The 24,191-nt window shown below is 71.4% G+C and carries 27 protein-coding genes and 2 tRNA genes; 17 read left to right on the top strand and 12 right to left on the bottom strand.

Annotated elements, in window-relative coordinates; all coding sequences use genetic code 11:
* Positions 1-305 precede the first annotated feature (305 nt).
* Positions 306-378, bottom strand: a tRNA-Arg gene (locus FB471_RS12385).
* A 163-nt stretch (positions 379-541) separates the two neighbouring features.
* On the opposite strand from FB471_RS12385, the gene FB471_RS12380 reads away from it, so the two are divergent.
* The 7 genes from FB471_RS12380 to FB471_RS12350 all read left to right on the top strand — a co-directional run bounded on the left by FB471_RS12380 (position 542) and on the right by FB471_RS12350 (position 7,707).
* Entirely contained in the window at positions 542-1,192 is a 651-nt protein-coding gene (locus FB471_RS12380) for a response regulator (RefSeq protein ID WP_141997979.1), read from the top strand.
* Between the two features lie 15 nt (positions 1,193-1,207).
* Positions 1,208-1,819 (top strand): trimeric intracellular cation channel family protein, encoded by a 612-nt coding sequence (locus FB471_RS12375; RefSeq protein WP_141997977.1) that lies wholly within the window; start codon positions 1,208-1,210, stop codon positions 1,817-1,819.
* A gap of 52 nt (positions 1,820-1,871) precedes the next feature.
* The gene (locus tag FB471_RS12370; RefSeq protein WP_141997975.1) at positions 1,872-2,564 is read left to right on the top strand and encodes a response regulator transcription factor; all 693 of its coding nucleotides are present in this window, start codon (positions 1,872-1,874) and stop codon (positions 2,562-2,564) included.
* Positions 2,561-3,952 (top strand): sensor histidine kinase, encoded by a 1,392-nt coding sequence (locus tag FB471_RS12365; RefSeq protein ID WP_141997973.1) that lies wholly within the window; start codon positions 2,561-2,563, stop codon positions 3,950-3,952. Before FB471_RS12370 ends, FB471_RS12365 begins: the two co-directional genes overlap by 4 nt.
* A 325-nt stretch (positions 3,953-4,277) precedes the next feature.
* Positions 4,278-5,066 carry a DeoR/GlpR family DNA-binding transcription regulator gene (locus FB471_RS12360; RefSeq protein ID WP_141997971.1) on the top strand — a complete coding sequence of 263 codons (789 nt, stop codon included), beginning with the start codon at positions 4,278-4,280 and terminating at the stop codon, positions 5,064-5,066.
* Positions 5,063-6,148 (top strand): galactose-1-phosphate uridylyltransferase, encoded by a 1,086-nt coding sequence (gene galT, locus FB471_RS12355; protein WP_141997969.1) that lies wholly within the window; start codon positions 5,063-5,065, stop codon positions 6,146-6,148. Before FB471_RS12360 ends, galT begins: the two co-directional genes overlap by 4 nt.
* Positions 6,149-6,216: 68 nt before the next feature.
* Entirely contained in the window at positions 6,217-7,707 is a 1,491-nt protein-coding gene (locus FB471_RS12350; RefSeq protein ID WP_141997967.1) for a S1C family serine protease, read from the top strand.
* Between the two features lie 89 nt (positions 7,708-7,796).
* On the opposite strand, the gene FB471_RS12345 is transcribed toward FB471_RS12350, so the two are convergent.
* Genes FB471_RS12345 through FB471_RS12325 form a run of 5 tightly spaced genes read right to left on the bottom strand, consistent with a single transcriptional unit; the run spans position 7,797 to position 11,305 of the window.
* Positions 7,797-8,216 carry a hypothetical protein gene (locus tag FB471_RS12345; protein WP_246076368.1) on the bottom strand — a complete coding sequence of 140 codons (420 nt, stop codon included), beginning with the start codon at positions 8,214-8,216 and terminating at the stop codon, positions 7,797-7,799.
* The gene (locus FB471_RS12340) at positions 8,213-9,325 is read right to left on the bottom strand and encodes a molybdopterin-dependent oxidoreductase (RefSeq protein ID WP_141997965.1); all 1,113 of its coding nucleotides are present in this window, start codon (positions 9,323-9,325) and stop codon (positions 8,213-8,215) included. Before FB471_RS12340 ends, FB471_RS12345 begins: the two co-directional genes overlap by 4 nt.
* Positions 9,322-9,963, bottom strand: a complete 642-nt coding sequence (locus FB471_RS12335) for a methyltransferase domain-containing protein (RefSeq protein ID WP_141997963.1) — start codon at positions 9,961-9,963, stop codon at positions 9,322-9,324. The genes FB471_RS12340 and FB471_RS12335 overlap by 4 nt, the downstream gene beginning before the upstream one ends.
* Positions 9,960-10,646: a TIGR04282 family arsenosugar biosynthesis glycosyltransferase gene (locus FB471_RS12330; protein ID WP_141997961.1), complete on the bottom strand. Its 687-nt coding sequence runs from the start codon at positions 10,644-10,646 to the stop codon at positions 9,960-9,962. The genes FB471_RS12335 and FB471_RS12330 overlap by 4 nt, the downstream gene beginning before the upstream one ends.
* Positions 10,643-11,305, bottom strand: coding sequence for a glycosyltransferase family 2 protein (locus FB471_RS12325; RefSeq protein WP_141997959.1), 663 nt, complete (start codon positions 11,303-11,305; stop codon positions 10,643-10,645). The genes FB471_RS12330 and FB471_RS12325 overlap by 4 nt, the downstream gene beginning before the upstream one ends.
* A 152-nt stretch (positions 11,306-11,457) precedes the next feature.
* Between FB471_RS12325 and FB471_RS12320 the strand changes: the two genes are divergently transcribed.
* Genes FB471_RS12320 through FB471_RS12310 form a run of 3 tightly spaced genes read left to right on the top strand, consistent with a single transcriptional unit; the run spans position 11,458 to position 14,611 of the window.
* Positions 11,458-12,840: a hypothetical protein gene (locus tag FB471_RS12320; RefSeq protein ID WP_425457055.1), complete on the top strand. Its 1,383-nt coding sequence runs from the start codon at positions 11,458-11,460 to the stop codon at positions 12,838-12,840.
* Positions 12,841-12,851: 11 nt separating this feature from the next.
* Positions 12,852-13,565: a response regulator transcription factor gene (locus FB471_RS12315; protein ID WP_141997957.1), complete on the top strand. Its 714-nt coding sequence runs from the start codon at positions 12,852-12,854 to the stop codon at positions 13,563-13,565.
* Positions 13,562-14,611 (top strand): sensor histidine kinase, encoded by a 1,050-nt coding sequence (locus FB471_RS12310; protein WP_141997955.1) that lies wholly within the window; start codon positions 13,562-13,564, stop codon positions 14,609-14,611. The genes FB471_RS12315 and FB471_RS12310 overlap by 4 nt, the downstream gene beginning before the upstream one ends.
* A gap of 79 nt (positions 14,612-14,690) precedes the next feature.
* Here FB471_RS12310 and FB471_RS12305 read toward each other — a convergent pair whose 3' ends face one another.
* Complete coding sequence (locus tag FB471_RS12305) at positions 14,691-15,767, bottom strand: NAD-dependent epimerase/dehydratase family protein (protein WP_141997953.1); 1,077 nt, start codon at positions 15,765-15,767, stop codon at positions 14,691-14,693.
* Between the two features lie 136 nt (positions 15,768-15,903).
* Here FB471_RS12305 and FB471_RS12300 point away from each other — a divergent pair, with 136 nt between their 5' ends.
* A complete protein-coding gene (locus FB471_RS12300; protein WP_141997951.1) occupies positions 15,904-16,410 on the top strand; it encodes a MogA/MoaB family molybdenum cofactor biosynthesis protein in 507 nt (168 codons plus the stop codon).
* A gap of 4 nt (positions 16,411-16,414) precedes the next feature.
* Positions 16,415-16,606 (top strand): hypothetical protein, encoded by a 192-nt coding sequence (locus FB471_RS12295; protein ID WP_141997949.1) that lies wholly within the window; start codon positions 16,415-16,417, stop codon positions 16,604-16,606.
* A gap of 20 nt (positions 16,607-16,626) precedes the next feature.
* Here the strand turns inward: FB471_RS12295 and mscL are convergent, their stop codons facing one another.
* The 4 genes from mscL to FB471_RS12275 all read right to left on the bottom strand — a co-directional run bounded on the left by mscL (position 16,627) and on the right by FB471_RS12275 (position 18,986).
* Positions 16,627-17,028, bottom strand: coding sequence for a large-conductance mechanosensitive channel protein MscL (gene mscL / locus FB471_RS12290; RefSeq protein ID WP_141997947.1), 402 nt, complete (start codon positions 17,026-17,028; stop codon positions 16,627-16,629).
* 34 nt (positions 17,029-17,062) lie between these two features.
* Complete coding sequence (locus FB471_RS12285; protein WP_141997945.1) at positions 17,063-17,734, bottom strand: SAF domain-containing protein; 672 nt, start codon at positions 17,732-17,734, stop codon at positions 17,063-17,065.
* Between the two features lie 131 nt (positions 17,735-17,865).
* Positions 17,866-18,294: an FmdB family zinc ribbon protein gene (locus FB471_RS12280; RefSeq protein ID WP_141997943.1), complete on the bottom strand. Its 429-nt coding sequence runs from the start codon at positions 18,292-18,294 to the stop codon at positions 17,866-17,868.
* An 89-nt stretch (positions 18,295-18,383) separates the two neighbouring features.
* Positions 18,384-18,986, bottom strand: a complete 603-nt coding sequence (locus FB471_RS12275) for a 5-formyltetrahydrofolate cyclo-ligase (protein ID WP_141997941.1) — start codon at positions 18,984-18,986, stop codon at positions 18,384-18,386.
* Between the two features lie 24 nt (positions 18,987-19,010).
* Between FB471_RS12275 and FB471_RS12270 the strand changes: the two genes are divergently transcribed.
* From FB471_RS12270 to FB471_RS12250, 5 genes are all read left to right on the top strand, one after another.
* Positions 19,011-19,916, top strand: a complete 906-nt coding sequence (locus FB471_RS12270) for a UTP--glucose-1-phosphate uridylyltransferase (protein ID WP_141997939.1) — start codon at positions 19,011-19,013, stop codon at positions 19,914-19,916.
* Positions 19,913-21,199 carry a molybdotransferase-like divisome protein Glp gene (gene glp / locus FB471_RS12265; protein WP_141997937.1) on the top strand — a complete coding sequence of 429 codons (1,287 nt, stop codon included), beginning with the start codon at positions 19,913-19,915 and terminating at the stop codon, positions 21,197-21,199. The genes FB471_RS12270 and glp overlap by 4 nt, the downstream gene beginning before the upstream one ends.
* 13 nt (positions 21,200-21,212) lie before the next feature.
* Entirely contained in the window at positions 21,213-21,887 is a 675-nt protein-coding gene (locus FB471_RS12260) for a GNAT family N-acetyltransferase (protein ID WP_141997935.1), read from the top strand.
* 135 nt (positions 21,888-22,022) lie between these two features.
* The gene (gene sepX, locus FB471_RS12255; protein ID WP_141997933.1) at positions 22,023-22,955 is read left to right on the top strand and encodes a divisome protein SepX/GlpR; all 933 of its coding nucleotides are present in this window, start codon (positions 22,023-22,025) and stop codon (positions 22,953-22,955) included.
* A 57-nt stretch (positions 22,956-23,012) separates the two neighbouring features.
* Positions 23,013-23,085 (top strand) — tRNA-Ala (locus tag FB471_RS12250).
* Between the two features lie 679 nt (positions 23,086-23,764).
* Here FB471_RS12250 and FB471_RS35060 read toward each other — a convergent pair.
* Positions 23,765-24,043 carry a hypothetical protein gene (locus FB471_RS35060; RefSeq protein WP_246076367.1) on the bottom strand — a complete coding sequence of 93 codons (279 nt, stop codon included), beginning with the start codon at positions 24,041-24,043 and terminating at the stop codon, positions 23,765-23,767.
* Between the last annotated feature and the right edge of the window lie 148 nt (positions 24,044-24,191).

Genomic DNA, 24,191 nt, shown 5'->3' with positions numbered 1-24,191 from the left:
GCCGAAGACTGTCACGCTGGCGTCCCCGCAGAATCTCCTCGACACCCGAAGCGAGCACCAGGCTGGCATGGGTCACCGCTGGAGGCGCTTCGCGCTGACATCGAGGCCAGTGCCAACGCTGGCCGCGTCGAAGCCCTCCGCAGCGTCATGCCGACGTTTGTCCACCGCGTAGACATCACCAGCCGCGAACGGCCGCTCGCACATTCGTCATCCCCGGCGACGGGACAGCGACAGCCAAACAACGTTCCGCGGCCGCCTCGCCAGGCGCGACTACGGAGCGAAAGGTTCGTACATTGCCTGGACTGCGCCCGCGGCAGGATTCGAACCTGCGACCTACCGCTTAGGAGGCGGTTGCTCTATCCCCTGAGCTACGCGGGCTGCGGCCGTCAGCGTACCGGTCGCCGCGCTCCCCCGGCGAGGGGACCTGCCGTCCGGTCGGTGGGCCGAGCCACGCGTGTGGTTTTCGTTAACGGCCACTCAGTCGGTAGCCTTCGTTAACCGCACGCGGGGTGACCCGCCACACGTTCGCCCGGAGGCATCGTTGATCAAGGTCATGTTTGCGGACGACGAGGAGTTGGTCCGCTCGGGTCTGCGTGCCATGTTGTCCAGCGCGCACGACATCGACATCGTCGGGGAGGCGCATGACGGCCGATCCGCCGTGGAGACGGCACGCAGATTCCACCCGGATGTGGCCCTGCTGGACATCAAGATGCGTTCCGCCGACGACGGGATCCGGGCGTTGCGCGCGATCCAGGCGCTGCCCGAGCCACCCTACGTGGCGATGCTGACCACCTTCGACATCGACGAGTACGTCAGCCTGGCGCTGCGGCTCGGCGCGAACGGGTTCCTGCTGAAGGACATCGACCCGCCCGCATTGCTGCGCGCGATCCGCGACCTCGCCCGCGGGGGCGCGGTGCTCGATCCCGGGGTCGCGGCCCGGATGGTGCAGGTGCACCGGGACGAGCAGCGGGCCGCCCAGCCCGCGCGCAAGCTGCTGGCCTCCCTGTCCGAGCGGGAGCGCGAGGTGGTTGGCCTGATCGGGCAGGGCATGTCGAACGCCGAGATCGGCAGCAAGCTGCACCTGTCCGAGGCGACGGTGAAGGGCTACGTCTCGGCGGTACTGTCCAAGATCGGCGCCGCGAACCGGGTGCAGGCCGCGCTACTCGCCTACCGGGGCGGCTTGATCGAATAAGAATCCTGCGACCTCATGGTGCTCACCGCGCTGGAGATGATCGGGCTGGCGGCCTTCGCCGCGTCCGGCGCGCTGGCGGCGGTCGGGGCACGGCTGGACGTGTTCGGCGTGGTCGTGCTCGGCCTGACCACCGCACTCGGCGGCGGGATCATCCGGGACGTCCTGCTCGGCATCCACCCGCCGACCACCCTGCGTACCTGGCCTTATCTGGGGGTGTGCGCGGCCGTGGCGCTGATCGTGTTCGCCTTCCACCCGGTGATGGCCCGGTTGCGCAAGGCGGTGTTGCTGGCCGACGCGGTCGGCCTCGGCGTGTTCGCCACCTCGGGTACGGCGATCGCGCTGGCCGAGGGCGCCCCGGTGTACACCGCCTGCCTGATCGGCATGACCACCGGCATCGGCGGCGGAGCCCTGCGCGATGTGCTGCTTCGCCAGATTCCGCTGGTACTGCGCAGGGAGATCTACGCGCTCGCGGCGCTGGCGGGGGCCGCGCTGGTCGGTGCGGGCCACCTGCTCGGCCTGCCCACCGCGCCGGTCACCCTGGCCGCCGCGGGCGTGGTGGTCGGGGTGCGGGTGCTGGCCCTGTGGCGGAGGTGGAACGCTCCGGTCGCGCGTGGCACCGGGGAGTGAAGTCACCCCGCGCTCTAAGCCCGGTCTCAGCCGGGCGGGTAAGACTGTGTTCATGCGCATTCTCGTTGTCGACGACGACCGGGCCGTTCGCGAGTCGCTTCGCCGCTCGCTGGAGTTCAACGGTTACCAGGTGGAGCTGGCCAGCGATGGCGCGCAGGCGCTCGACGCGATCGTGGCCAACCGACCGGACGCGATGGTGCTGGATGTGATGATGCCGAGACTGGACGGTCTCGAGGTGGCGCGCAGGCTGCGCAGCACCGGGGACGACCTGCCGATTCTGGTGCTCACCGCACGGGACACCGTGTCCGACCGGGTGTCCGGGCTGGATGCGGGCGCCGACGACTACCTGCCCAAGCCGTTCGCGCTGGAGGAGTTGCTGGCTCGCCTGCGCGCCCTGCTGCGCAGGGCCAGCGCCGAGAACCAACCGGAAAGAAATGTCGAGACGCTGAGCTTCGGCGACCTGACCCTGGACCCCGGTACCAGGGAGGTGCGCAGGGGCGAGCGGGCGATCAGCCTCACCCGTACCGAGTTCGCCCTGCTCGAGCTGTTCCTCACCTACCCCAAGCACGTGCTGACCAGGAGCCGGATCCTGGAGGAGGTCTGGGGTTACGACTTCCCGACCTCGGGCAACGCGCTCGAAGTGTACGTCGGTTACCTGCGGCGCAAGACCGAGGCCGAGGGGGAGCCGCGGCTGATCCACACCGTGCGCGGTGTCGGCTACGTGCTCAGGGACACGCCACCGTGACGGCGGAGGACGACACCGGCCGCGGCACGGGTGGTCGCCGGTTCTCGTTGCGCTCGCGGGTCACCCTGCTCGCGGCGATCTGCGTGGCGGGTGCCGTGGGCCTGGTCTCGCTCGGCGCGTACCTCACCGTGCGGGACAACCTGTACGAGCAGCTGGACGAGACGCTGATCGAGCGGGCCTCCTCCGCGGTCGAGGTGCCGCTGGTGCGCAACCGGCTGGAGACCATCCCCGGTGCGTTCCTGACCAGCACCGATATCCAGATCGGGCTGCTGTACGCGGACAACCAGATGATCGCGCCCAGCGAGGGTCGCAAACCCGCCTCCGGACCGAAGGAGCTCGCGGTCGCGCAGGGTACCTCGCACTACTCGCTGCGCACGGACACCGCGACCAACACCAGGGTGATCGCCCTGTCCTCGGGGCCGGGCCAGGCCATGGTGCTCGCCCAGTCGCTCGCCCCGACCAAGCACACGTTGGGTGAGCTGTCGTTGGTGCTGATCCTGATCAGCGGCGCGGGAATCATCGTGGCCGCCCTGGCCGGCACGGCGGTGGCCCGCGCCGGGCTGCACCCGGTGGAGCGGCTGACCTCGGCCACCGAGCGGGTGGCGCGCACCGCGGACCTGCGGCCGATCCCGGTCAGCGGGGACGACGAGCTGGCCAGACTCACGCACAGCTTCAACACGATGCTGGCCGCGGTCGCCGAGTCCCAGGAGCGGCAGCGGCAACTGGTCGCCGACGCCGGGCACGAGCTACGCACGCCACTGACCTCGCTGCGCACCAACCTGGAGCTGCTGCTGGCCGCGCAACGCTCGCCGCAGGGGCAACTGTCCGAGCAGGACCGGGCGGAGATCGAGGCCGATATCCGCGCGCAGCTGGACGAGTTGACCCAGCTGATCGGTGACCTGGTGGAACTGGCGCGGCAGGACGAGTCGCGTACCGAGTTCGAGCGGGTCGAGCTGGTCGAGGTGGTGGAGCGGGCGCTGGACCGTGCCCGGCGGCGGGCCGGCGAGATCGAGTTCGACGTGTCCCTGCAGCCGTGGGTGGTCAGCGGGCACTCCGGGGCACTCGAGCGCGCGGTGCTGAACCTGCTGGACAACGCCGTGAAGTTCGCGCCGGGGGACTCCGCGGTGCTGGTCCGGCTGCGGCCGCTCGGCGACGGCACCGCCGTGCTGGAGATCGCCGACGCCGGCCCGGGTATCGCCGAGGACGACCTGCCCAAGGTGTTCGAGCGCTTCTACCGGTCCTCCGAGGCACGCACCCTGCCCGGCTCCGGCCTTGGCCTGGCGATCGTCAAGCAGACCGCGGAACGGCACGGCGGTTCGGTGTACGCGGGCCGGGCACCGGAAGGCGGCGCACTGATGACGATCCGGCTCCCCGGTATCCCCGGCTGACCCCGGTTCGTTGTTCCACCGTCACGATTTGTCAGTGCGCGCGGGCTAGACACGACAGTGAGGCCCCTGCTCCTTGTTCCGAGAGGGAGGGTTGTCCAGAACGACCCAGCGACCGCGGGGCCGCCAGGCCCATGGTCACCGCCACCGATGGGGGTGGCGGTGGGTGACGGGCGGGAGGTCGTTGCAGCTCACAGTATCGGTGACACATGTTACGGACCTGGACAGCCCGACTATTGAAGTAAACACATGCGACACCTGACCCGTCAGATGTTTGGTCATGTAGGATTTTGTGTAGTTGACGTTCAGGTGTGGGACGGAGTTGACGGTGCTGGCGCGGCAGCGGCAAGCGGTGATTCTCGAGGAGGCGCGACGGACCGGTGCGGTCCGGGTCAGCGACCTCGTTGGCAGGTTGGGCGTTTCGGATATGACCGTGCGCCGTGACCTTGACGTGTTGGCCAGCAGGGGACTGGTCGAGAAGGTCTACGGCGGGGCGACCTCGGTGGTCGGCAAGAGCACCGACGAGCCCGGGTTCGAGGCGAAGTCGGTGCGGCAGCGCGTGCAGAAGGAGGCCATCGCCGCCGTGGCCGCCGGGCTGGTCCGGCCGGGAACCGCGATCGGGCTGTCCGCGGGCACCACCACCTGGGCGCTGGCTCGCGCGCTGGACGCGGTCCCCGGCCTGACCATCGTGACCAACTCGATCCAGGTCGCCGACGTGCTGCGCGGCTCAAACCAGCCCGATCGCACCGTGGTGCTGACCGGCGGCGTGCGTACCCCGTCGGACGCGCTGGTCGGCCCGGTCGCGGTGAACAGCCTGCGCACCCTGCACCTGGACCTGGTGTTCCTCGGGGTGCACGGGATGGCGGACGGTCCCGGGTTCACCACGCCCAACCTGACCGAGAGCGAGACCAACCGGGCCCTGGTCGAAGCCGGCCGCAGGCTGGTCGTGCTCGCCGACCACACCAAATGGGGAACGGTGGGCATCTCGACCATCGCCGACTTCGAAGAGGCACATGTCGTGGTCACCGACGACGGGTTGCCGACGCACGCCAGGGAGGCCCTTTCCGAGCACATCGGCGAGCTGATGATCGCCACCGTTCCGGGGGATGGCGAGTGAACAGGATCGCCCGGAACCTCGCGGACGGCCGCGAGATCATCTACTTCGATGAGCGGCCGGTGCCGCGGGACGCGGTGGACGGCAGGGACCTGCCGCCGGTGGTCGCCGCGTCGGAGATCCGGCTCGATCCGCTCACCCGCGAGTGGGTCGCCATGGCGGCGCACCGGCAGAGCCGGACCTACAAGCCGCCTGCCGACCTGTGCCCACTGTGCCCGACCAAGCCGGGGCATCCGAGCGAGATCCCCGAGGCCGACTACGACGTCGCGGTCTTCGAGAACCGCTTCCCCTCCTTCTCGGCCGGAGTTCCCGAGGGTCAGACCACTGTGGACGGTTTGGGGGTGGTTCCGGTCGCGCCGGGGCGTGGCCGGTGCGAGGTGGTGTGCTTCACCAGCGACCACGATCGTTCGTTCGCCGAGCTGAGCCCGCGGCGCGTGCGCACGGTCGTGGACGCCTGGGCCGACCGTACCGAATATCTGTCTACAGTGGATGGTGTGCGGCAGGTTTTCCCTTTCGAGAACCGGGGCGAGGAAATCGGCGTCACCCTGCACCACCCGCACGGGCAGATCTACGCCTACCCCTTCGTGACCCCGCGTACCGAGCGCATGATCGAGGTCGCCCGCGCGCATCTCGCCGAGTACGGCAGCCACCCGCTCGGGGATGTGCTCGCCGCCGAGCGCCGGTCCGGCGCGCGGCTGCTGGCCCGTGGCGAGCACTGGACCGCCTTCGTGCCACCCGCCGCGCGCTGGCCGGTGCAGGTGCGGGTGGTTCCGCACCGGCAGGTCCCGGACATCGCCGCGCTGACCGCGGCCGAGCGGGACGACTTCGCCGAGGTGTACCTGCGGGTGCTGCGCTCCTGCGACGCCCTCTACGGGCGCCCGCTGCCCTACGTCGCCGCCTGGCACCAGGCGCCCGTGCACCGGGACCGGGAGCTGTGCTGGCTGCACCTGGAACTGTTCTCCGTGCTGCGCGCGCCGGACAAACTCAAGTATCTTGCGGGTTCGGAGTCCGGTATGGCGGTGTGGGTGAACGACGCGACTCCGGAGCAGATCGCCGCTAAGCTGAGATCCGCCTGGTCGGCCTGACCCACACTCATGTCGTAACCACAGGTTCGACTCAGCAAGCTCTCAGGACCGAGGCGCATGGTGAGGACATGACCGAGAACGACCCCACAGCTCAGGACCCCCAGGGACATCAGGGCAAGCCGGACCCGGGCACGCCGGAGCACGGCGGTTGGCCCGCGCAGTCCGCCCCCAGCCCGTGGTCTGCGCAGGGTGCGCGGCCAGGATCGCAGCAGCCGGGGGAGACGCCCGGCTCCGGCGCGGAGCACTCGCCGCCGGAGCCGGGTGCCGGCGGCGCGGGCTACGGCATGGGCGCGGGCTACGGCGGGACCCACGCCGCGCCGGAACAGCCTGCGCAGCACGGGTACAACCCCTACGCGCAGCCGGGCCAACCAGGGCAGCCGGTGCAGCCCGGCCAGCACGGGCCGTACGGCAGCCCCTCCACCGCGATCTTCCCGACCCCGCCGGACGCCAAGCGGCGGCAGTCGGGTGGCGCCGGCAAGATCGTCGCCGGGGTCGCCGTGCTGGCGCTGCTGCTCGGTGGCGGCGCGGGCGGCATCGCCGGTTACCTTGTCGCCGACAACAACGGCGGCGGCTCCTCGGTGACCGCGCTGGACCGGCAACCGCCCGCCAAGCGCACCGCGAACGCCCCGGACGGCAGCGTCGAGGCGGTGGCGCAGAAGGTGCTGCCGAGTGTGGTGCAGCTGCGCGTCACTGGCCGGGCCGGCCAGGGCGAGGGTTCCGGTTTCGTGCTCAGCCAGGACGGCTACATCCTGACCAACAACCATGTCGTGGAGGTCGCCGCGGCGGGCGGCGAGATCCAGGCCGTCTTCCAGAACGGGGACCAGGCGAAGGCCACCGTCGTCGGCAGGGATCCCACCACCGATATCGCCGTGGTCAAGGCGGAGGGCGTGAGCGGCCTGACCCCGGTGGAGATCGGGCGCTCGGACGACCTGCGGGTCGGCGAGGGCGTGGTGGCGATCGGCTCTCCGTTCGAGCTGGCAGGCACCGTCACCTCGGGGATCGTCAGTGCGCTGCACCGGCCGGTGAGCGCGGGCGGCGGGCCCGGCGACCAGACCACGGTGATGGACGCCATCCAGACCGATGCCGCGATCAACCCCGGTAACTCGGGCGGGCCGCTGGTGAACATGGCGGGCCAGGTCATCGGCATCAACTCGGCGATCTACAGCCCGCAGTCCGGCTCCGGTGGGCTGCCGGGGCAGCGGTCCGAGGGCGGCAACGTCGGTATCGGCTTCGCGATCCCGATCGACCAGGCGCGCCGCACCGCGGAGCAGATCATGGACACCGGCACGGCCAAGCAGACCTACATCGGTGCCGGGGTGAAGGACAGCCCCTCCGGTGGCGCGCTGCTCGCCGAGATCACCCCGGGCAGCCCCGCGGAGGGGGCCGGTCTGAAGACGGGCGACGTGATCACCAAGATGGGCGACCGGACCATCGAGGACGCCAACACCCTGGTCGCGGCGGTGCGCACCAGGGCGCCCGGCGAGAAGGTCACCTTCACCCTCGCGGACAACAGCACGGTCGAGGTCACCCTCGGCGGCCAGGACGTCCCGGTGAACTGACCCCACCCACGCTCGGCCGCCGCGAGCGGCCGAGACCAACCCCAGTGCATGAGCGGCCCACCGGTGACGCCGGTGGGCCGCTCATGCACTCATTTCCGGCGCAGGTGGCGAGTGGTGCCGAAGAGCAGGGCCACGGTCCAGATGAGGGCGAGCGCGATGAGCAGACCGGTGCCGGTGTCCCCGTCGTGCAGCCCGGGGCTCGGCGGGGCACCGTAACGCCGCCACAGCAACGGCACCGACAGCAGCGCCAGCACCCCGCTGACCGTCGCGGCGGCGGTCAGCGGGGCCCGCCACGCCGGCCCGGCGAACCGGCTCAATGCCAGCCCGGCCGCCCCGACGACCGGGGCCACCAGCAGGTCGTGCACCAGCGGCCCGCCCACCAGCCAGGCCAGCAGGCGCAGGGTGTGCGGCCCCACCGGCAGCGCGAGCTCGCCGACCAGCACCGCACCCCAGGCCAGCATCGCCAGCCCGGCCGCCGCCAGCGCGACCCGCACCGCACCTTCCCTCACCGCACCTCCAGCCTGCCGACCCACTTCGTCTGCAGCACCCCGGGCCGGTTCGGCGCGATGATCCGGCACGGGTAGCCGTGATCGAGGTTCAGCACCTCCCCGTTCAGCCGCAGCGCGAGCAGGGTCAGCGGATCGGTCGTGTGCTCCCCGGGCACCGTGCTGCGCGCCCACAGCCCGGACCGCTCCAGCGAGCTGACCGCCAGCTCCGCGCCCGGCTCGACCCCGACCGCGCGCAGCAGGTCGGTGACGGCCACGCCGGTCCAGGTCGCGGACTGGCTCCAGCCCTCAACACAGGCGATCGGCAACTCGGCCGTGGTCTGCGGGAGCGCGCCGAGCTCGGCAAGGGAGAACCGGCGGGTCCGGTCCCCGGCGACCACTTCCAGCCGCCAGCCCTCCGCCCGCGCGGCCTCGATGACCCCGGCGGACACGGCCGTGCGGTTGACCGGCACCCCCTGCGAGCCGTTGCTCGTGCGCCAGGACAGCACCGAGACGTCGCGCAACAGCGGCACGGTCGCGCCCGCCGTCGCCAGCACCGCCGACCCGGTGGCCAGCCACGTGGTGCGCAGGAAACCGCGCCTGGACAACCCCGCCCGGCCGTGTTCGGTGTCCTCACCGGTGGTGTCCCTGCTCAGCGCCCTGCGGATGACCGGCAGCTTGACCGCCAGATGCACCAGGATCGACCCGGCCGCGACCCAGGCGAGGGCGTAGTGCACGGCCGGGAAGAAGAAGGTCCACGGGTAGTTCTGCGCCACGTTGAACAGACCGGTGACCAGCTGGAAGAACGCGGCCCCGGACAGCACCAGGATCGACGCCCGCTCGACCGCGTGTGGCAGTGACCGCACCACCGGCCGTTCGAACAGCTTGGGGTAGACGCTCCACAGCTTCGCCAGCAGCAGCGGGATCGCCGCGATCCCGGAGATGACGTGCAGGCCCTGGGTGACCCGGTAGAGGTTCACCGGCCGGCTCGGCCAGAGGAACCACGCGGGCGGGTGCTGGACGGCGTGACTGACCAGTCCGGTGACGAAGCAGATCCCGAACGCGATCCCGAGCCACATCCCCACCCGCGCGGCGACCCGCTCGGAATGCGCCGTGCCGTGGAACCGGTTCATCGGGGTCGCCTCAGCTCCGCGAACCAGCGCTCCCCGTGGGCGGCCGCCCAGCCGACCCGCAGCCCGGCTCGCCGCGCCACCGCGGCGATGGCGTCCGCGCCCAGCCAGGCCCAGGAGAACCAGTCGCCGCGGGCGGCGGCGCGGCCGCCCAGCCGGACGTTCGCGTGCCGCAGCCCGCCACCCGGCGGCTCGAGTTCGACCAGGGCGCTGCCGTCCTCGCCGAGCAACTCGGCGGTGCGGCGCAGCAACCCGGCCGGGTCGCCGCCGATGCCGATATTGCCGTCGGCGAGCAGCACATGTTGCCATCGCCCTTCCGCCGGCAGCGGGCCGAACACGTCCCGCCGCATGGCGACCCCACCGCGTCGCCGGGCCAGCGCGACCGCGGTGGCCGAGGTGTCGATCCCCAGCGCGAGCACGCCCCGCTCGCCCAGCGCGCCCGCCAGCCTGCCCGGGCCGCAGCCGACGTCCAGCGTCGGACCGGTGCACCTGGCGAGCAGCAACTCGTCCCCGGCCGCGGGCGGTCGCCGCCAGCGGTGCACCGGAAGCGTCACGCATTCGCCGGTGACCAGCTCCAGCCAGCACGGGTCGCCGAGCAGCGCCCGGTCGAACTCGCCTCCCCTGGTGGCCGGCGCGATCATGGCACCGCGATCCGTTCGTGCAACGTGGCCAGCGCCTCGGCGAACCGGCCGCCCGCCGTTGCCACGACCCGCTCGGCATCCGCCATGGTGTCCACATCGGACAACATGGGGCCGGTGGCGACCTGTAGTCCCGCCGCGCGCAGGGCGGCCGCGGTCAGCACGCCGGTGTCCGCGCGGGACATCGGTACCCCGGCGAGTGCCGGTGCGTCGGCAGGTCGCCGCAGTCCGAGGGCCCACCAGCCGCCATCGGTCGCCGGGGCGAGTACCGCGTCCGGGGTGCCCCCATCCCGCAGCGGCGCGGCCACCGAGCTCAGCAGCCCGGGGGTGACCTGCGGGGTGTCCATCCCGATCTGCAGTACCGGATGGCCCGGGCGCAGTGCGGCGGTATCGACGTGCGCGTGTGCCAGCCTGCTGGCGAAGTCCGTGCCACGCTGCCGGAGCGTGGTGCATCGCCGCAGCATGTCGTCCAACTCGGCGGCCCTTGCCGCCGCACCCAGCTCGCCGGTGAGCGCCACCACCGGCACGGCGCCCGGCACGGCCAGCACCGCTTCCAGGGTGTCGAGCAGCGAGGCCGCCGCGAGCTCGGCCGCTTCCCGCGGGGTGGCAGGCGGGCACAGCCGGGTCTTGGCCAGCCCGGGCACCGGGGCCTTGGCCACCACGAGCAGGCAGAATCCGGCGGTCATCGGGCCAGCACCCGGCTCATGTCCCGCACCGCCCGCGCGGTGCCACGGACGGACCCGGAGACCTTGGAGGTGGTCCCCTTCGCCCGCTCCCGGTAGGCCACGTCGAACTCGCGTACCCGCCAGCCCGCGCGGGCCGCCCTGATCAGCATCTCCAGCGGATACCCGAACGCGCGATCCAGCACACCGAGTTCCAGCAGGGCGGTGCGGCCGACGGCGCGCATCGGCGCGATGTCGTGCACCGGTAGCCCCCTGCGCCGCAGCAGGCCGGCCAGCAGCAGGTTCCCCGCACGCGCGTGCCACGGCCACACCCGCGCGGCCACCGGCATCCTGCGGCCCACGGCCAGCTCGGCCTCGCCGCGGGCGACCGCGGCCACCAGCCGCGGCAGCTCACCGGGGTCGAGCGAGCCGTCCGCGTCCACGAAACACACCACCTCCGAGGTGGCGGCCTCCAGGCCGGTGTGTACGGCGGCGCCGTAGCCGGGACGGGGTTCGCGCACCACCCGCGCGCCGAGTCCCGCGGCGACCTCCGCGGAGCCATCGGTGGATCCGTTGTCCACCACGATCGCGTGGTATCCGGCCGGCAGGCCGCCGAGGACGCCGGGCAGCGCGCCGGCCTCGTTCAGGCACGGTAGGACGACATCAACGTGGTCTGTGCTCACCCATTCACGCTAGATCCACCGTGGACGGTCCGGAAGCATTGCCATGCTTACCGATTTCTGACGTATCCGAGCGGGCGACATAGTTCTTACCAAGTGCTGACGCCCGCCGGTCCCGGCTTGGTGTCCCGCACCGGCACGGTTATCGTGCGGCGGTGCGAGACTCTGCTGCCGCCGGCCCCGCCACCGGTTCGGCGGGGAACCGGCGTGCCGCGCTCGGCGACCTGATCGCGGCCGGCGTGGCGCTGGTTCTGGTCGGCGTGGCGGTCGCGGTCGGTGTGTACCACAACCGGCCCGGTTCGGGCGTGGTCATCTGGGCCTTCGCGCCCCCGCTGTACGGCGGATGGCTGCCGCATATCGGGCCCGGTTCGGTGCTCGCCGTGCTCACCGCGTTCGCGGTGATCGGCTACGGCCCCGCGCTGGCCGCGCGACTGCGCTGGCGCCCGCTGCTGGCGCTGGGTTACCTGACCGCGTTGTGCTGGACCTTCGGCCTTGCCATGGTGGACGGTTGGTCCCGCGGGTTCGCCGACCGGCTGACCAACCAGTACGAGTACCTGCACGAGGTGCCGGGGATCGTGGACATCCCGGCCATGCTCAGCGGGTTCGCCGACCGGATCCTCGCCGGCCGGCCGGACTCCTGGACCACGCATGTCGCCGGGCACCCGCCGGGCGCCACCCTGGTGTTCGTGTGGCTGGACCGGCTCGGCCTCTCCGGTGGGGTGTGGGCCGCCACGGCCTGCGTGCTGGTCGGGTGCCTGGTGGCGGTGGCCGTGCCGGTCACCATGGCCGCGCTCGGTCGGGCCGATGCGGCGCGGGCGAGCCTGCCGTTCGTCGTGCTGTTCCCCGGTGCGATCTGGGTCGGGGTGTCCGCTGACGGGCTGTTCGCCGGTGTCACCGCGACCGGGCTGGCGCTGTTGGCCCGCGCCTGCCGGGGCCGCACCGAAGGCGGCCGGTTCACCACCGTGCTCGCGGTGGCCGCGGGCGTGGTGCTGGGTTTCGGGATCTTCCTTTCCTACGGGCTGCTGTTACTCGGGCTGGTCGCGCTCGCCGTCGTGGTGGCGGGCCGGAGCCTGCGAGCCCCGCTGCTGGCGATACTCGGTGCGGGCGTGGTGGTCGGCGTGTTCGCCGTGGCGGGGTTCTGGTGGTTGGATGGTTACCACCTGGTGGTCGAGCGTTACTACCAGGGCATCGGTGCCAAGCGGCCATACTCGTACTGGGTGTGGGCCAACCTCGCCTGCCTGGTCCTCGTGGTGGGCCCGGCGGCGGTGGCCGGGGTACGGCGCCTCACCGGCGGCCTCGCCGCCCGGTCGTCGCGCCGGGACGCGGTGTTGCTGGTCGTCGCCGCGGCGCTGCTGGCCATCGGGTTCGCGGATCTTTCCGGGTTGTCCAAGGCGGAGGTGGAGCGGATCTGGTTACCGTTCGCCGTGTGGTTGCTGCCCGCCACGGCCCTGCTGCCCCGGGGCACGCGGCGGTGGTGGCTGGCCGGGCAGGCGGCGCTCGCGCTGGTGGTGAACCATCTGGTGCTGACGATCTGGTGAGGACGGGTGAGATGAGCGAAGCGGCCGGCAGGGTGCTGGTGGTCGACGACGACGAGACGGTGCGCGATGTGGTGCGCCGCTATCTCGAGCTCGCGGGCTTCACGGTCGACGTGGCGGGGGACGGGGCGGAGGCGTTGCGCAGCTTCGCGGACCGGCCGGCCGACCTGGTGGTGCTGGACGTGATGATGCCGGGGATCAACGGCCTGGAGGTGTGCCGCCGGCTGCGGCAGACCAGCGAGGTGCCGGTGGTGATGCTGACCGCGCTCGGCGAGGAGGAGAACCGGATCGCCGGGCTGCAACTCGGCGCGGACGACTACGTGACCAAACCGTTCAGCCCGCGCGAGCTGGCGCTGCGGGTCGCCTCGGTGCTGCGCAGGGCGCGGATGCCCCGCAGGCAGCCGACCCGTACCGAGCTGGCCGACGGTGACCTGCTGCTGCGGCTGGACGCGCGGCAGGCCGTTCTCGACGGTGCCGAGCTGCCGCTGACCACGCGGGAGTTCGACCTGCTCGCGTTCTTCCTGAGCCACCCCGGAACCGCGTACTCCCGAGCGGACCTGCTGGAGAAGGTGTGGGGCTGGGATTTCGGTGACCAGTCCACTGTGACCGTCCATGTGCGACGGTTGCGGGAGAAGATCGAGCGCGATCCGGCCAAGCCGACAAGGGTGGCCACGGTATGGGGCGTGGGCTATCGCTACGACACCGGACAGCCGGGACGGCAGTCGTGATCAAGCCGAACGAGTCCTTCAGCCAGTTCCTCGCGCACATCTGGCACATCCTGCCGGTGGCGCTGGCGGTGGCCCTGCCGATCGCCCTGCTGGGCGGGCTGCTGCTGTACTGGCTGCGGCATCGCTCGCTGGCCAGCACGCTGACCGTGCTGGTGCTGGTCCCGGTGCTGGCCTCGCTGGTCGGCGTGCTCGGGGTCAGCGGGTTCATGTTCAACGCCACGCTGACCACGATGCTGGTCGTCTGCCTGCTGGTCGCGCTGATCACCGTGCCGGTGGCGATCCTGCTCGGCAGGGCGATCGCGCGGCGCAGCGTGTGGGAGCACGAGGCGCGGCAACGGGAACGCGCGGCCGAGGCCTCCCGGCGGGAACTGGTCGCCTGGATCAGCCACGACCTGCGCAGCCCGCTGTCCGGCATCCGTGCGATGGCCGAGGCACTTGCCGACGGTGTGGTCGCCGAGCCCGAGGAGGTCGCCGGTTACGCGGGCCGGATCAGCGGGGAGGCGACCCGCCTTTCCGCCATGGTGGACGACCTGTTCGAGCTGTCCCGGATCACCGCGGGCGCCCTCGAGCTGACCCTGTCCGCGGTGCCGCTGCGGGACATCGTCAGCGACGCGGTGGCCGCGCAGGCTCCGCTTGCCGACCGGAAGCGGGTGCGGGTGCTGGCCAGCGCCCAGTCCTGGCCCGTGGTGGCCGGCAGCGATCCCGAGCTGGCCAGGGTGGTGCGCAACCTGGTGTCCAACGCGATCCGGCACACCCCACCGGACGGCACGGTCGCCGTGCAGGTCGGCGTGGAGGGCGGCGACGCCCTGCTGTCGGTGAACGACTCCTGCGGCGGCATCCCCGAGGACGAGATCGGCAGGGTGTTCGACGTGGCCTTCCGCGGCACGCAGGCCCGCACCCCCGAACGCGGCGTGAGCACCGCCGGCGGCGGGCTCGGTCTGGCCATCGCCAAGGGCCTGGTCGAGGCCCATCGGGGCAAGATCGGCGTCCGCAACGACGGCCACGGCTGCCGCTTCGAAGTCCGCCTGCCCCTGGCCGCCCCCTGAGGCGCCCTGAACGTGGCGTTTCGGACGTCAGATGACCCAAAAGTGCCGTTCGCGACGTTGAACGTCCCTATAGTGCCGTTCAGGGCCCTGCCGGACCGGGCTGGGTCGGGTCGCGGAGGGGGTCGGTGGCGAAGGCGGTGATGCCCTCGGCGAAACCGGTGTGCGCGGTGAAACCCAGCAGCTTCTCGGCGCGGGCGGGATCGGCGACGACATGCCGCACGTCCGCGGGCCGCAGGCCGCCGAGTACCCGGGGTTGCGGCCCGCCGCATGCCCTGGCCAGCTCGGCCGCGAGCTCGCCGACGGTGTGTGGTTCTCCGGAACAGACGTTCACCGGCACCAGCTCGCCGGGCTCGGTCTCGACCGTCAGTGCGAGCAGGTTGGCCCGCGCGACGTCGCGCACATGGACGAAGTCGCGCCGCTGACGGCCGTCCTCGAGCACCCCGGGCGCCTCCCCACGACGCAGGGCGGACCGGAACAGCGAGGCCACCCCCGCGTACGGGGTGTTCTGCGGCATCCGGGGGCCGTACACGTTGTGGTAACGCAGGGCCCACACCGACCCGCCGGTCTGCCGGGCCCACGCCCCGGCGAGGCTCTCCTGGGCGAGCTTGCTGGCGGCGTAGGTGCTGCGCGGGGCAGGCGGGGCGTCCTCGGGCACCAGCACCGAGGCGAGCTCGGCGCCGCAGCCGGGGCAGCGGGGTTCGAAGCACCCGGCATCGGTATCGGCCCGGGTGCGCGGGGCGGGGGACACGATGCCGTGGTCGGCGCAGGAGTATCGGCCCTCCCCGTAGACCACCATCGAGGAGGCGAGCACCAGCTTGCGCAGCCCCGCTCGGTACATGCCGGCCAGCAGAACCGCGGTGCCGTAGTCGTTGTGCAGCGCATAGGAGGGCGCGTCGGTCGGGTCCACGCCGTGACCGACCACCGCGGCCTGGTGGCAGACGACGTCCACTTCGGAGAGCAGGCCGTCCAGCGTCGCCGGGTCGGTGACGTCGCCCCGGACGAACCGGTGCGCTCCGGTGTACTCCGGAGCGGTGGTCGAGCCGTGTGCCGTGGGCAGCAAGCTGTCCAGCACGACCGGCCGGTGGCCCTCGCCGGCCAGCAGGTCGGCGATGTGGGAGCCGATGAACCCGGCTCCTCCGGTCACGAGAACGCGCACACCCTCACGCTAGGGGTCGGTAGCCCGCGGCGCAGCCGGGACCGCGCGGGCGTAAGCGTTCGGTCATATCTCTACCGCACGATCGGCCGATCGTGCGGTGCGATCGCGCCGGTGCGGACCGGCTACGGTGGGGGTCATGGAACGGAGTGCACAGCGGCTCGGCCGCGCCCTCGTGGTGATCGTCGATGACCGTGCAGCTCATGGCGAGAACGCGGACACCGCCGGTCCGCTCGTCACCGAGTTGCTGGAAGAGGCTGGGTTCATCGTCGACGGCACGGTCGTCGTGCATGCGGAGACCGTGGCGATTCGCAACGCGCTCAACACGGCCGTGATCGGTGGTGCCGACCTGGTGATCACCGTCGGCGGCACCGGAGTGTCGCCGAGGGATGTCACCCCGGACGCCACGTCGGGCGTGCTGGACCGGCCCATCCCGGGGATCGGCGAGGCATTGCGCTCGTCGGGCCTCGCCGCGGGCGCGGTGGACGCGGGAATCTCCCGTGGCCTGGTCGGGGTGTCCGGCAGCACCCTGGTCGTGAACCTGGCCGGCTCCCGCGCCGCGGTGCGGGACGGGATGGCGACCCTGTCCGGGCTGGTCCCGTATGTGATCGGCGAGTTGTCCGGGCTGGAGGAGGCACAGGCCTGAGCTGATGACCGAGCAGGTGCCCGCGGGCGAACCGCCGCGCCGGCCGCGGCGGGACGCCGCGCGGCGCACACTCGACGAGGTGTTCGGCGAGGTACTGCCGGACACCACTTCGGACGAACGCGAGCCGCGCGAGCAGGCCACCGGTACGGACTCCTGGTACCTGGAGAACCGGCCGCCCCATCACGGGGACCGGTAGCGGGTGCTGCCGGGTTTCGTTCAGGACTTCCCCCGCTGCTCACGGAGCAGATCCCGGATCTCGGCCAGCAGTTCGGTGTCGGTCGGCGCCGCCGGGCCGGGCTCCTCCCCTCGCTTGCGCCGGGCCTTCAGCTTCTGCACCGGCAGGACGATGACGAAGTACACCACCGCAGCGACGAGCAGGAAGTTGATCGCCGCGTTGAGCACGCCCCCGATGTCCATGAAGGTGGACTCGTTGTCCTCGAGGACGCGGAAACCGAGGCCCTGCCCGGCTTCGGACCCACCCATGGCATTGATCAACGGCTTGATCAGACCGTCGGTGAACGCCGTGACGATCGCGGTGAACGCGGTACCGATGACCACCGCCACCGCGAGATCGATCACGTTGCCGCGCATGATGAAGTCCTTGAAGCCCTTGAACATGCCTTTACTCCCGCTGCGCCGGTTCCGGAAATCGCTACCGGAGGGTAATGGCTACCGGGTGGGCCAGCGATACGGCAGCGAGTCGGGTCGCGTCCTCCACCGGCACGGACAGCAGCACCAGCGGCTCGGCCTCGCGCCGCGCGGGTCCGTCCCGTGGCTGGTCGCCCGCGGCCGCCACGGTGAGCACCGTGGCGGGACCGGGCAGCACTTTTCGACCCTCCTCGCCGGGGCCGACCGTCACCACATCCACTCTGCGACCGGAATGCAGTAGCTCGGCCACGCCCGCGTCGGCGAGCCGGACCGGGACCGTGGAGGTGCCGGGTGCCGTGGACGCCGGATCCATCAGCCGGGCGTCGGTGATCGGCTCGCCTGCCCGGGCGGCACCGGTGAGCACCCTGCCGGCGGCGGCCTCCGGAACGCTCAGTGCACCGTGCGGGCGCAGGTCGGCGGGAACCGTCGCCACGCGCAGGTCGGCAGGGCGGAGCGTCCCGCCGGAAGGGAGATCGCGCGCCGACACCACGGTCGGCAGCCCCTCGTCACCACCATCGGCAGAGGTGGGGTAGACGGCGAGTGTCCCGGCGGCGACCAGCAGCAACACGGCGAGCGCGCGGCGCAGCAGCACCGCACGCCTGCCGCTGAGCAGGCCGCGCAGCCACGCGGGCGATGCCCGGTCCCGTAGCCGGTCGGTGTCGGATGTTCCACCCATGACCGCCCCCGTTTCCGGTCGCGAGGGCGGCCGGTCCGCCACTCGGTTCAACCGACGTTAGACAGGGGCATACCCCGCGGGAAAGCGGCGAAGGGCCGAGCTGTGGACAACCCGGCCGATGTGGACAACCGTCAGGACGCTGCGGCGGTGGCCTTCGTGCTGGAGGAGGATCCGGACGAGCCGCCCGACCCCGAGGACGAGGTGGACGAGGACGAACCGCCGCTGTCGGAGCCGCTGGAGCCGGAGGACTTGGCGGCCTCGGACTTCCCGGAGTCCGAGCCGCCGGAACCGGACTCGGCCTTCTCGGACTTCGCCGTCTCGCCGCCGCCACCTGCGTCGGCGGAGTCGGTGGAGGAGCCGTTCCGGCTGGACTTCCCGGAGTCGGAACGCGCGTCGTTGCGGTAGAAACCGCTGCCCTTGAAGATCACCCCGACCGCGCCGTACAGCTTGCGCAGCGTACCCGAGCACTCGGGGCAGTCGGTCAGGCTCGGGTCGGAGAACGACTGCACCGTCTCGAAGCGGTGGTCGCATTCCTTACAGGCGTACTGGTAGGTGGGCACGGGTGCTCCTTCACGCGCTGGCACTCGGGGTACAAGAGTGCTAACGCAATTCTGCGGTACAGCGTTCCCGAAGCGCAAACGTAGGTTCGTCACACCGGATCGGGAGAGGGTAACCGAACCATCCCCCGACCGGGGGTTAATGCGGCGGCCATGCGGATGTCGTGCTCCTCCGCGGGCAGGCGATCGACCAGCTCGGCGTCCCGGACCACGGCCACCAGGTGGGCGTCCGGCGCGGCGAAGCCGAGCGAGCGGTCGTAGTAGCCCGCGCCCCTGCCCAGCCGTACCCCCGCGCGGTCGACCGCGAGCGCGGGCACCAGCACCACCCCGGCCGTGCCGAGGGCGGCCGGGCCCAGCCGCGTTCCCGCGGGCTCCAGCAACCCGCGGAACCTGCCGCTGACCAGGCCGGATGTCCCGGTGTACTCGGCCCAGTCCAGCGGTCCGGGTTCCCCGGGGACCACCGGGAGCAGCACCCTGATTCCCCGCTCGCGCAGCACGTCGAGCAGGGCGAGCGAACCGGGCTCGGTCCCGAACGGCAGGTAGCAGCAGACCACCTCCGCCGTGATCTCCGCCACCGCCGTGGCCAGTGCGCTCGCCTCGCCGACCCGCTGCTGGACCGAGACCTCCGCCCGCCGGGCCGTCAACCATTCGCGCCACTCGGCCTTGCCGGGGCGCTCATTGCCGCAACCATGCACCACCCCAGGTTAGGCTTTGCGCCCATGACGGGCGCCGAAACAGACCAGACGTTCCGAACCGCGATCGTGCCGGCCGCGGGCCTCGGCACCAGGTTCCTGCCGACCACCAAGGTCGTACCCAAGGAACTGCTCCCGGTGGTGGACACGCCGGGGATCGAGCTGGTGGCCGGTGAGGCCGCGGAGTCGGGCGCGAAACGCCTGGTGATCGTGACCTCGCCGGGTAAGGAGGCGGTGGTCGGCTACTTCCGTGGCTCGCCGGAGCTGGAGGAGACGCTGGAGCGCAAGGGCAAGACCGCACTGCTGGAGAAGGTGCGCAGGGGGCCGGGACTGCTGGACGTCGAGGTGGCGATCCAGCACGAGGCGCTCGGCCTCGGACACGCCGTGGCGCAGGCCGAGCCCAACCTCGGCCCCGAGGACACCTGCGTGGCCGTGCTGCTGCCGGACGACCTGGTGCTGCCGACCGGAGTGCTCAGCCGGATGGCCGAGGTGCGCGCCGCGCACGGTGGCAGCGTGCTGTGCGCGTTCGACGTGCCGCGCGAGCAGATCTCCGCCTACGGGGTGTTCGATGTCGCCGAGACCGCCGATGACGACGTCAAGCGCGTGCACGGCATGGTGGAGAAGCCCGCGCCGGACCAGGCGCCGTCCACCCTCGCCGCCGCGGGCCGGTACCTGCTGGACCGGGCGATCTTCGACGCGCTCGGCCGGATCACCCCCGGTTCGGGCGGGGAACTGCAGCTGACCGACGCCGTTGCGCTGCTGATCGAGGAGGGACATCCAGTGCATGTCGTGGTCCACCGGGGCGGCAGACACGACCTCGGTAACCCCGGTGGGTTCCTCCGTGCTGCGGTGGACTTCGCCCTCGAGGATCCTGAGTACGGGCCATCCCTGCGTACCTGGCTAGCAGAACGAATCGGAACTCTACGCTCATGACCGGACCCGAGCCGACCTACGCCACTGAGAAACCGGACGCGACCGAGCCCGCGACCGAGTTCCGCCCTGCCGATCGGCAGCTCTCGCTCGTGCTCGACGCCGCGGTGCGCCCGCGGCCGGTGCGGGTGGCGATCTCGGAGGCTCAGGGGCTGCTGTGCGCGGAGGAGGTCGTGGCCGAGGACGCCCTGCCCGGCTTCGACCAGGCCGCGGTGGACGGTTACGCGGTGCGCAGCGTGGACGTGCGCACCGCGGGGGAGGAGCCCGTCCAGCTGCCGGTGGTCGGGGAGATCCCGGCCGGTTCACGGCAGCCGCGCAGGCTGCAGCCCGGGCAGGCCGTGCGGGTTGCCACCGGAGCCCCGCTGCCGACCCTGGCCGACGCGGTGGTGCCCACCTCCTATTCCGACGGCCACCAGGCACGGGTGACCGTGCACCAGGGTGTGCCCTCGGCCGGGTACGTCCGGCGTACCGGGGAGGACGTGCAGATCGGCGATGTGGCGGTCCGGCAGGGTGACACCATCGGTTCGGCGCAGGTCGGGCTGCTGGCCGCGGTCGGGCGCTCCAAGGTGCTGGTCTACCCCCGGCCCCGGGTGTCGGTCGTCTCGGTGGGCGACGAGCTGGTGGACATCGACCGCACCCCCTCGGTCGGTCAGGTGTACGACGTCAACTCCTATGCCCTCGCCGCGGCGGCGCGGGACGCCGGCGCGGAGGTCAGCAGGGTCGGCATCGTGCCCAGCGACGCGCGGAAGCTGCGGGAGACCGTCGAGGGCAGGCTGCTGATGTCCGAGGTCGTCGTGGTGGCGGGCGGTGCGGGCGGGAACGCGGGCGAGGAGGTCCGGGCCACGCTGTCCGACCTCGGCCGGATCGACATGACCAGGGTCGCCATGCATCCCGGTTCGGTGCAGGGCTTCGGCAGGCTGGGCCCGGACTCGGTGCCGACCTTCCTGCTGCCCGCGAACCCGATGAGTGCGCTGGTGGTGTTCGAAGTGCTGATCCGGCCGCTGATCCGGCTCGCGCGGGGTACCCGTAACCCGCACCGCAGGGTGGTCGGTGCCCGGTTGCTGTCCCCGATCACCTCAGCCGCCGGCCGGAAGGGCTTCCTGCGGGGGCAGCTGCTGCGGGACGAGTCCAACGGCGAGTACCTGGTACAGCCGCTGGGCACGTCCGGGGCGCACCTGCTTGCCTCGCTGGCCGAGGCGAACTGCCTGATCACCGTGGAGGAGGACCTGACCGAGGTGGCTGCCGGTGAGCAGGTGAACGTGACCTTCCTCGCCCAGCGCGCGTAGCGTCGTGGTGGACATGTCCACACCGGGGCAGCCCGCGCAGTACACGGTCGAACCACGCCACCCCGGCTGGCCCGCGAGGGTGGGGCCGCTCCGGGTCGCCGGCGGGCAGCTCGCGCTACGACCGGTGCGGTTGCGGGACGGCGCGGAGTGGAGCCGCATCCGGCTGCGGGACCGGATCTACCTGGAGAACTGGGAGCCGACCGCGACCGGGAGCTGGCAGGAGCGCAACGGGCTGTCGGCCTGGGTGGCGCAGTGGTGGGCATTGCGCGGGCTGGCAAGGCGAGGGTACTGCCTGCCGTTCGCGATCACCCTGGACGGGCGGTTCGCCGGGCAGCTCACCCTGGGCAATGTCATCAGGTCCTCGTTGCGCTCGGCGTGGATCGGCTACTGGGTGTCGGCGGAACTGGCGGGCAAGGGGCTGGCGACCGGGGCCGTCGCACTGGCCGTCGATCATGCGTTCGGTGACGCGGGATTGCACCGGATCGAGGCAACCGTGCGGCCGGAGAACACCGCGAGCCTGCGCGTGCTCGCCAAGGTGGGCTTCCGGAAGGAAGGGCTGTTCCAGCGTTACCTCGATGTCGCGGGGGACTGGCGTGACCACCTGTGCTTCGCGTTGACAGCGGAGGAAACCGGCGAAGGCTTGGTGCGGCAGCTCGTCGCGGCCGGGCTGGCCGAACAGGCAGGCTAGCGTTACACACCCGCTGTGATCTTCACCGTATTCGGTGACTCCTTTTCAAGATCCGTTCCGGCGTGCCTCCGCTCGATCTGTTACTCCTGTGGCTAGCGTGACTACAGGAGTCGTAGTCGGGGGAGGTGACGGGAGATGCCGAGCTCGTTGATCATTGTCGCGCTTGCCGCGGCATGGCTCGTCGTTCTTGTTCCGATGATCGCGCGCAAGCGCCAGGAAATCGCACGGACCAACGATTCCGCACTGGCGGCGAGGGTCGTGCGGAGCGGGAGGGGGAACGGCGCGTTCGTCAGTCGGCGGAAGGAGTTCGCCTTGTCCGAAAACGCGCAGTCAGAACGGGACACGCCGGCCGAGGACGAGGACGCCCCGGGCGCGGCGGACTATCATGCCCGGGACATCGATGACCCGGCCGACCTCGATGAGGACGTCGAGGACGGCTTCGACGCCGATCTCGATGATGACGTCGATGAGCTCGACGACCTCTCCGACGAGGAACCGATGGCGCCCGAGGAGACCGCGCATCCGCGCGCTACCGGCGGGTCCGACCGTGGAGCCGGTTCGGGCCGCCCGTATCGGCCTGGCCGCGGCGGGTTCGACCCCGAGGCCGCCGAGATCGCCGCCCGCGCCAAGTATGCCTACCGCCAGCGCGTAGTGGTCGCGCTGCTGCTGGTCGCCGTGGTCACCGGGGCACTCGCCGGGTTCCTGCTGCCGGTGCTGTGGTGGGTGCACGGCGCCGTCGACCTCACCCTGGTGGGGTACCTGGTCTATTTGCGCAGGCAGGTCCGGATCGAGGAGGAGATCCGGCAGCGGCGGATGGCCAGGTTCAACGCCTCCGGTCGCAGCCCCCGCGCGGACCCCCAGGAGTCGGCCGCGCAGGCCGCGGCACCGGCTCCGGCGCCCGCGCCACCTACGCCGCGCAGGGAGATCCCCGGCGTGGAGCGCCAGCCCATGCCGACCGCCCGCACCCGGCAGAACGCCGTCGTGGTGGACCCCGACGACGAGGACCCGGCGTTCCACGAGCTCGACGAACCCGGTCCAGCCCCCTTCCGGCGAGCGGCAGGCGAGTAGGGACCCACCCGTTCGGCGGGCCGGCACCGGCTGTTATGCTCGTCGAGCTTCCGCCAAGGGGCTGTAGCGCAGTTGGTAGCGCGTCTCGTTCGCATCGAGAAGGTCAGGGGTTCGATTCCCCTCAGCTCCACCCTAGGGGTCTTACTAGAACAAGTGTCTGAATGAAGGCCGCGAAGTAGGACCGCGACGCCTGATGGTGAGCAAGGACCATCCGCATCGCGGTTGGTCCTTTTGTTTGTGCCCTCCGCGCCGGTTGCTGCGGTCCGCTGACCTTGGATGGTGTGGAGCGTGCTGAAGGGCTCACGGAGATCACCGTCTGTGATCTTGTCGTCCTCGATGTAGAGGGCGTGGAAGATCGCCTGGTTGAGTAGACGCCGCTGTTGGTCGTTGCTGACTGGGTGTGCAGCGGCCCAGCCGAAGCTTGCGGCGCGGAGTGGAAGGCATTCGTGATCCATTTCTGCGGGCCCGGCCCGCTGATGGTCACGTCTGCACAGGTTACACCGTGTGATTGCGTGAAGCGGGTGCCCCACACCCTCGGCGTCGTCAGCGGAGGCACCGGGACCTCGGACGCTCGACGCCATTGCGAACGTAGCACAGTCGACCGCAACAGAGGAGAGCAGCGAATCCACCCTGGTCCTGGCCACCTGTGCAGCGTTGTCGGCGCGCGCTTACCCTGGGATGACTCGAACACAGCTTCAGCGAGGGATCAGCGTGCTCGGCCCAGCCCCCGCAAGATCGGCACCATCGTCCAAGCCGCGCTCGTCCTCACCCATTTCGAGCACGGCCGCATCACGTGAAAGTCGGTGAGATCACCTCACTGCGCACTCTTCTGCCGATGTGAGTATCACCCGGCTACCGCGGAAGTGTGCGATCACGCGATCCGTCGTGCTGGTCGGCGGTGAGGAAGGGGCCGGGAGGCGGAGCAGTGCCTCGGGCCGGTCCAGTGGAACGATGTGGCCGCAATCCTGAACGAGGTGACCGGTGATGTCGTCGGCGGCGGGGCGCAGTTGCCGTTCTTCGTCGATCTCCATGGACGTGGCGCGTAGCTCGTGTCCGGCCAGCGCGGCCGACACGACGTGCTCGGTCACCGGCCACTGGAACCGCGCCTCGCGCTCACGATCGCTGTCGGTCACGCCTGCCTGATCGGCTCCGCGTGCTGCTTCGGCTGGTCACGCGTGTCACTTGGAAGGGGTGCCAGGGGCTGGTTGACAGTGGTGGGCCGTGCTGCAACTGTCC

Origin of the sequence: Amycolatopsis cihanbeyliensis (genome assembly GCF_006715045.1) — a bacterium.
Lineage (GTDB): Bacteria > Actinomycetota > Actinomycetes > Mycobacteriales > Pseudonocardiaceae > Amycolatopsis > Amycolatopsis cihanbeyliensis.
The sequence above is the reverse complement of the archived record's forward strand: the minus strand, read 5'-3'. Positions and strand labels throughout refer to the sequence as shown.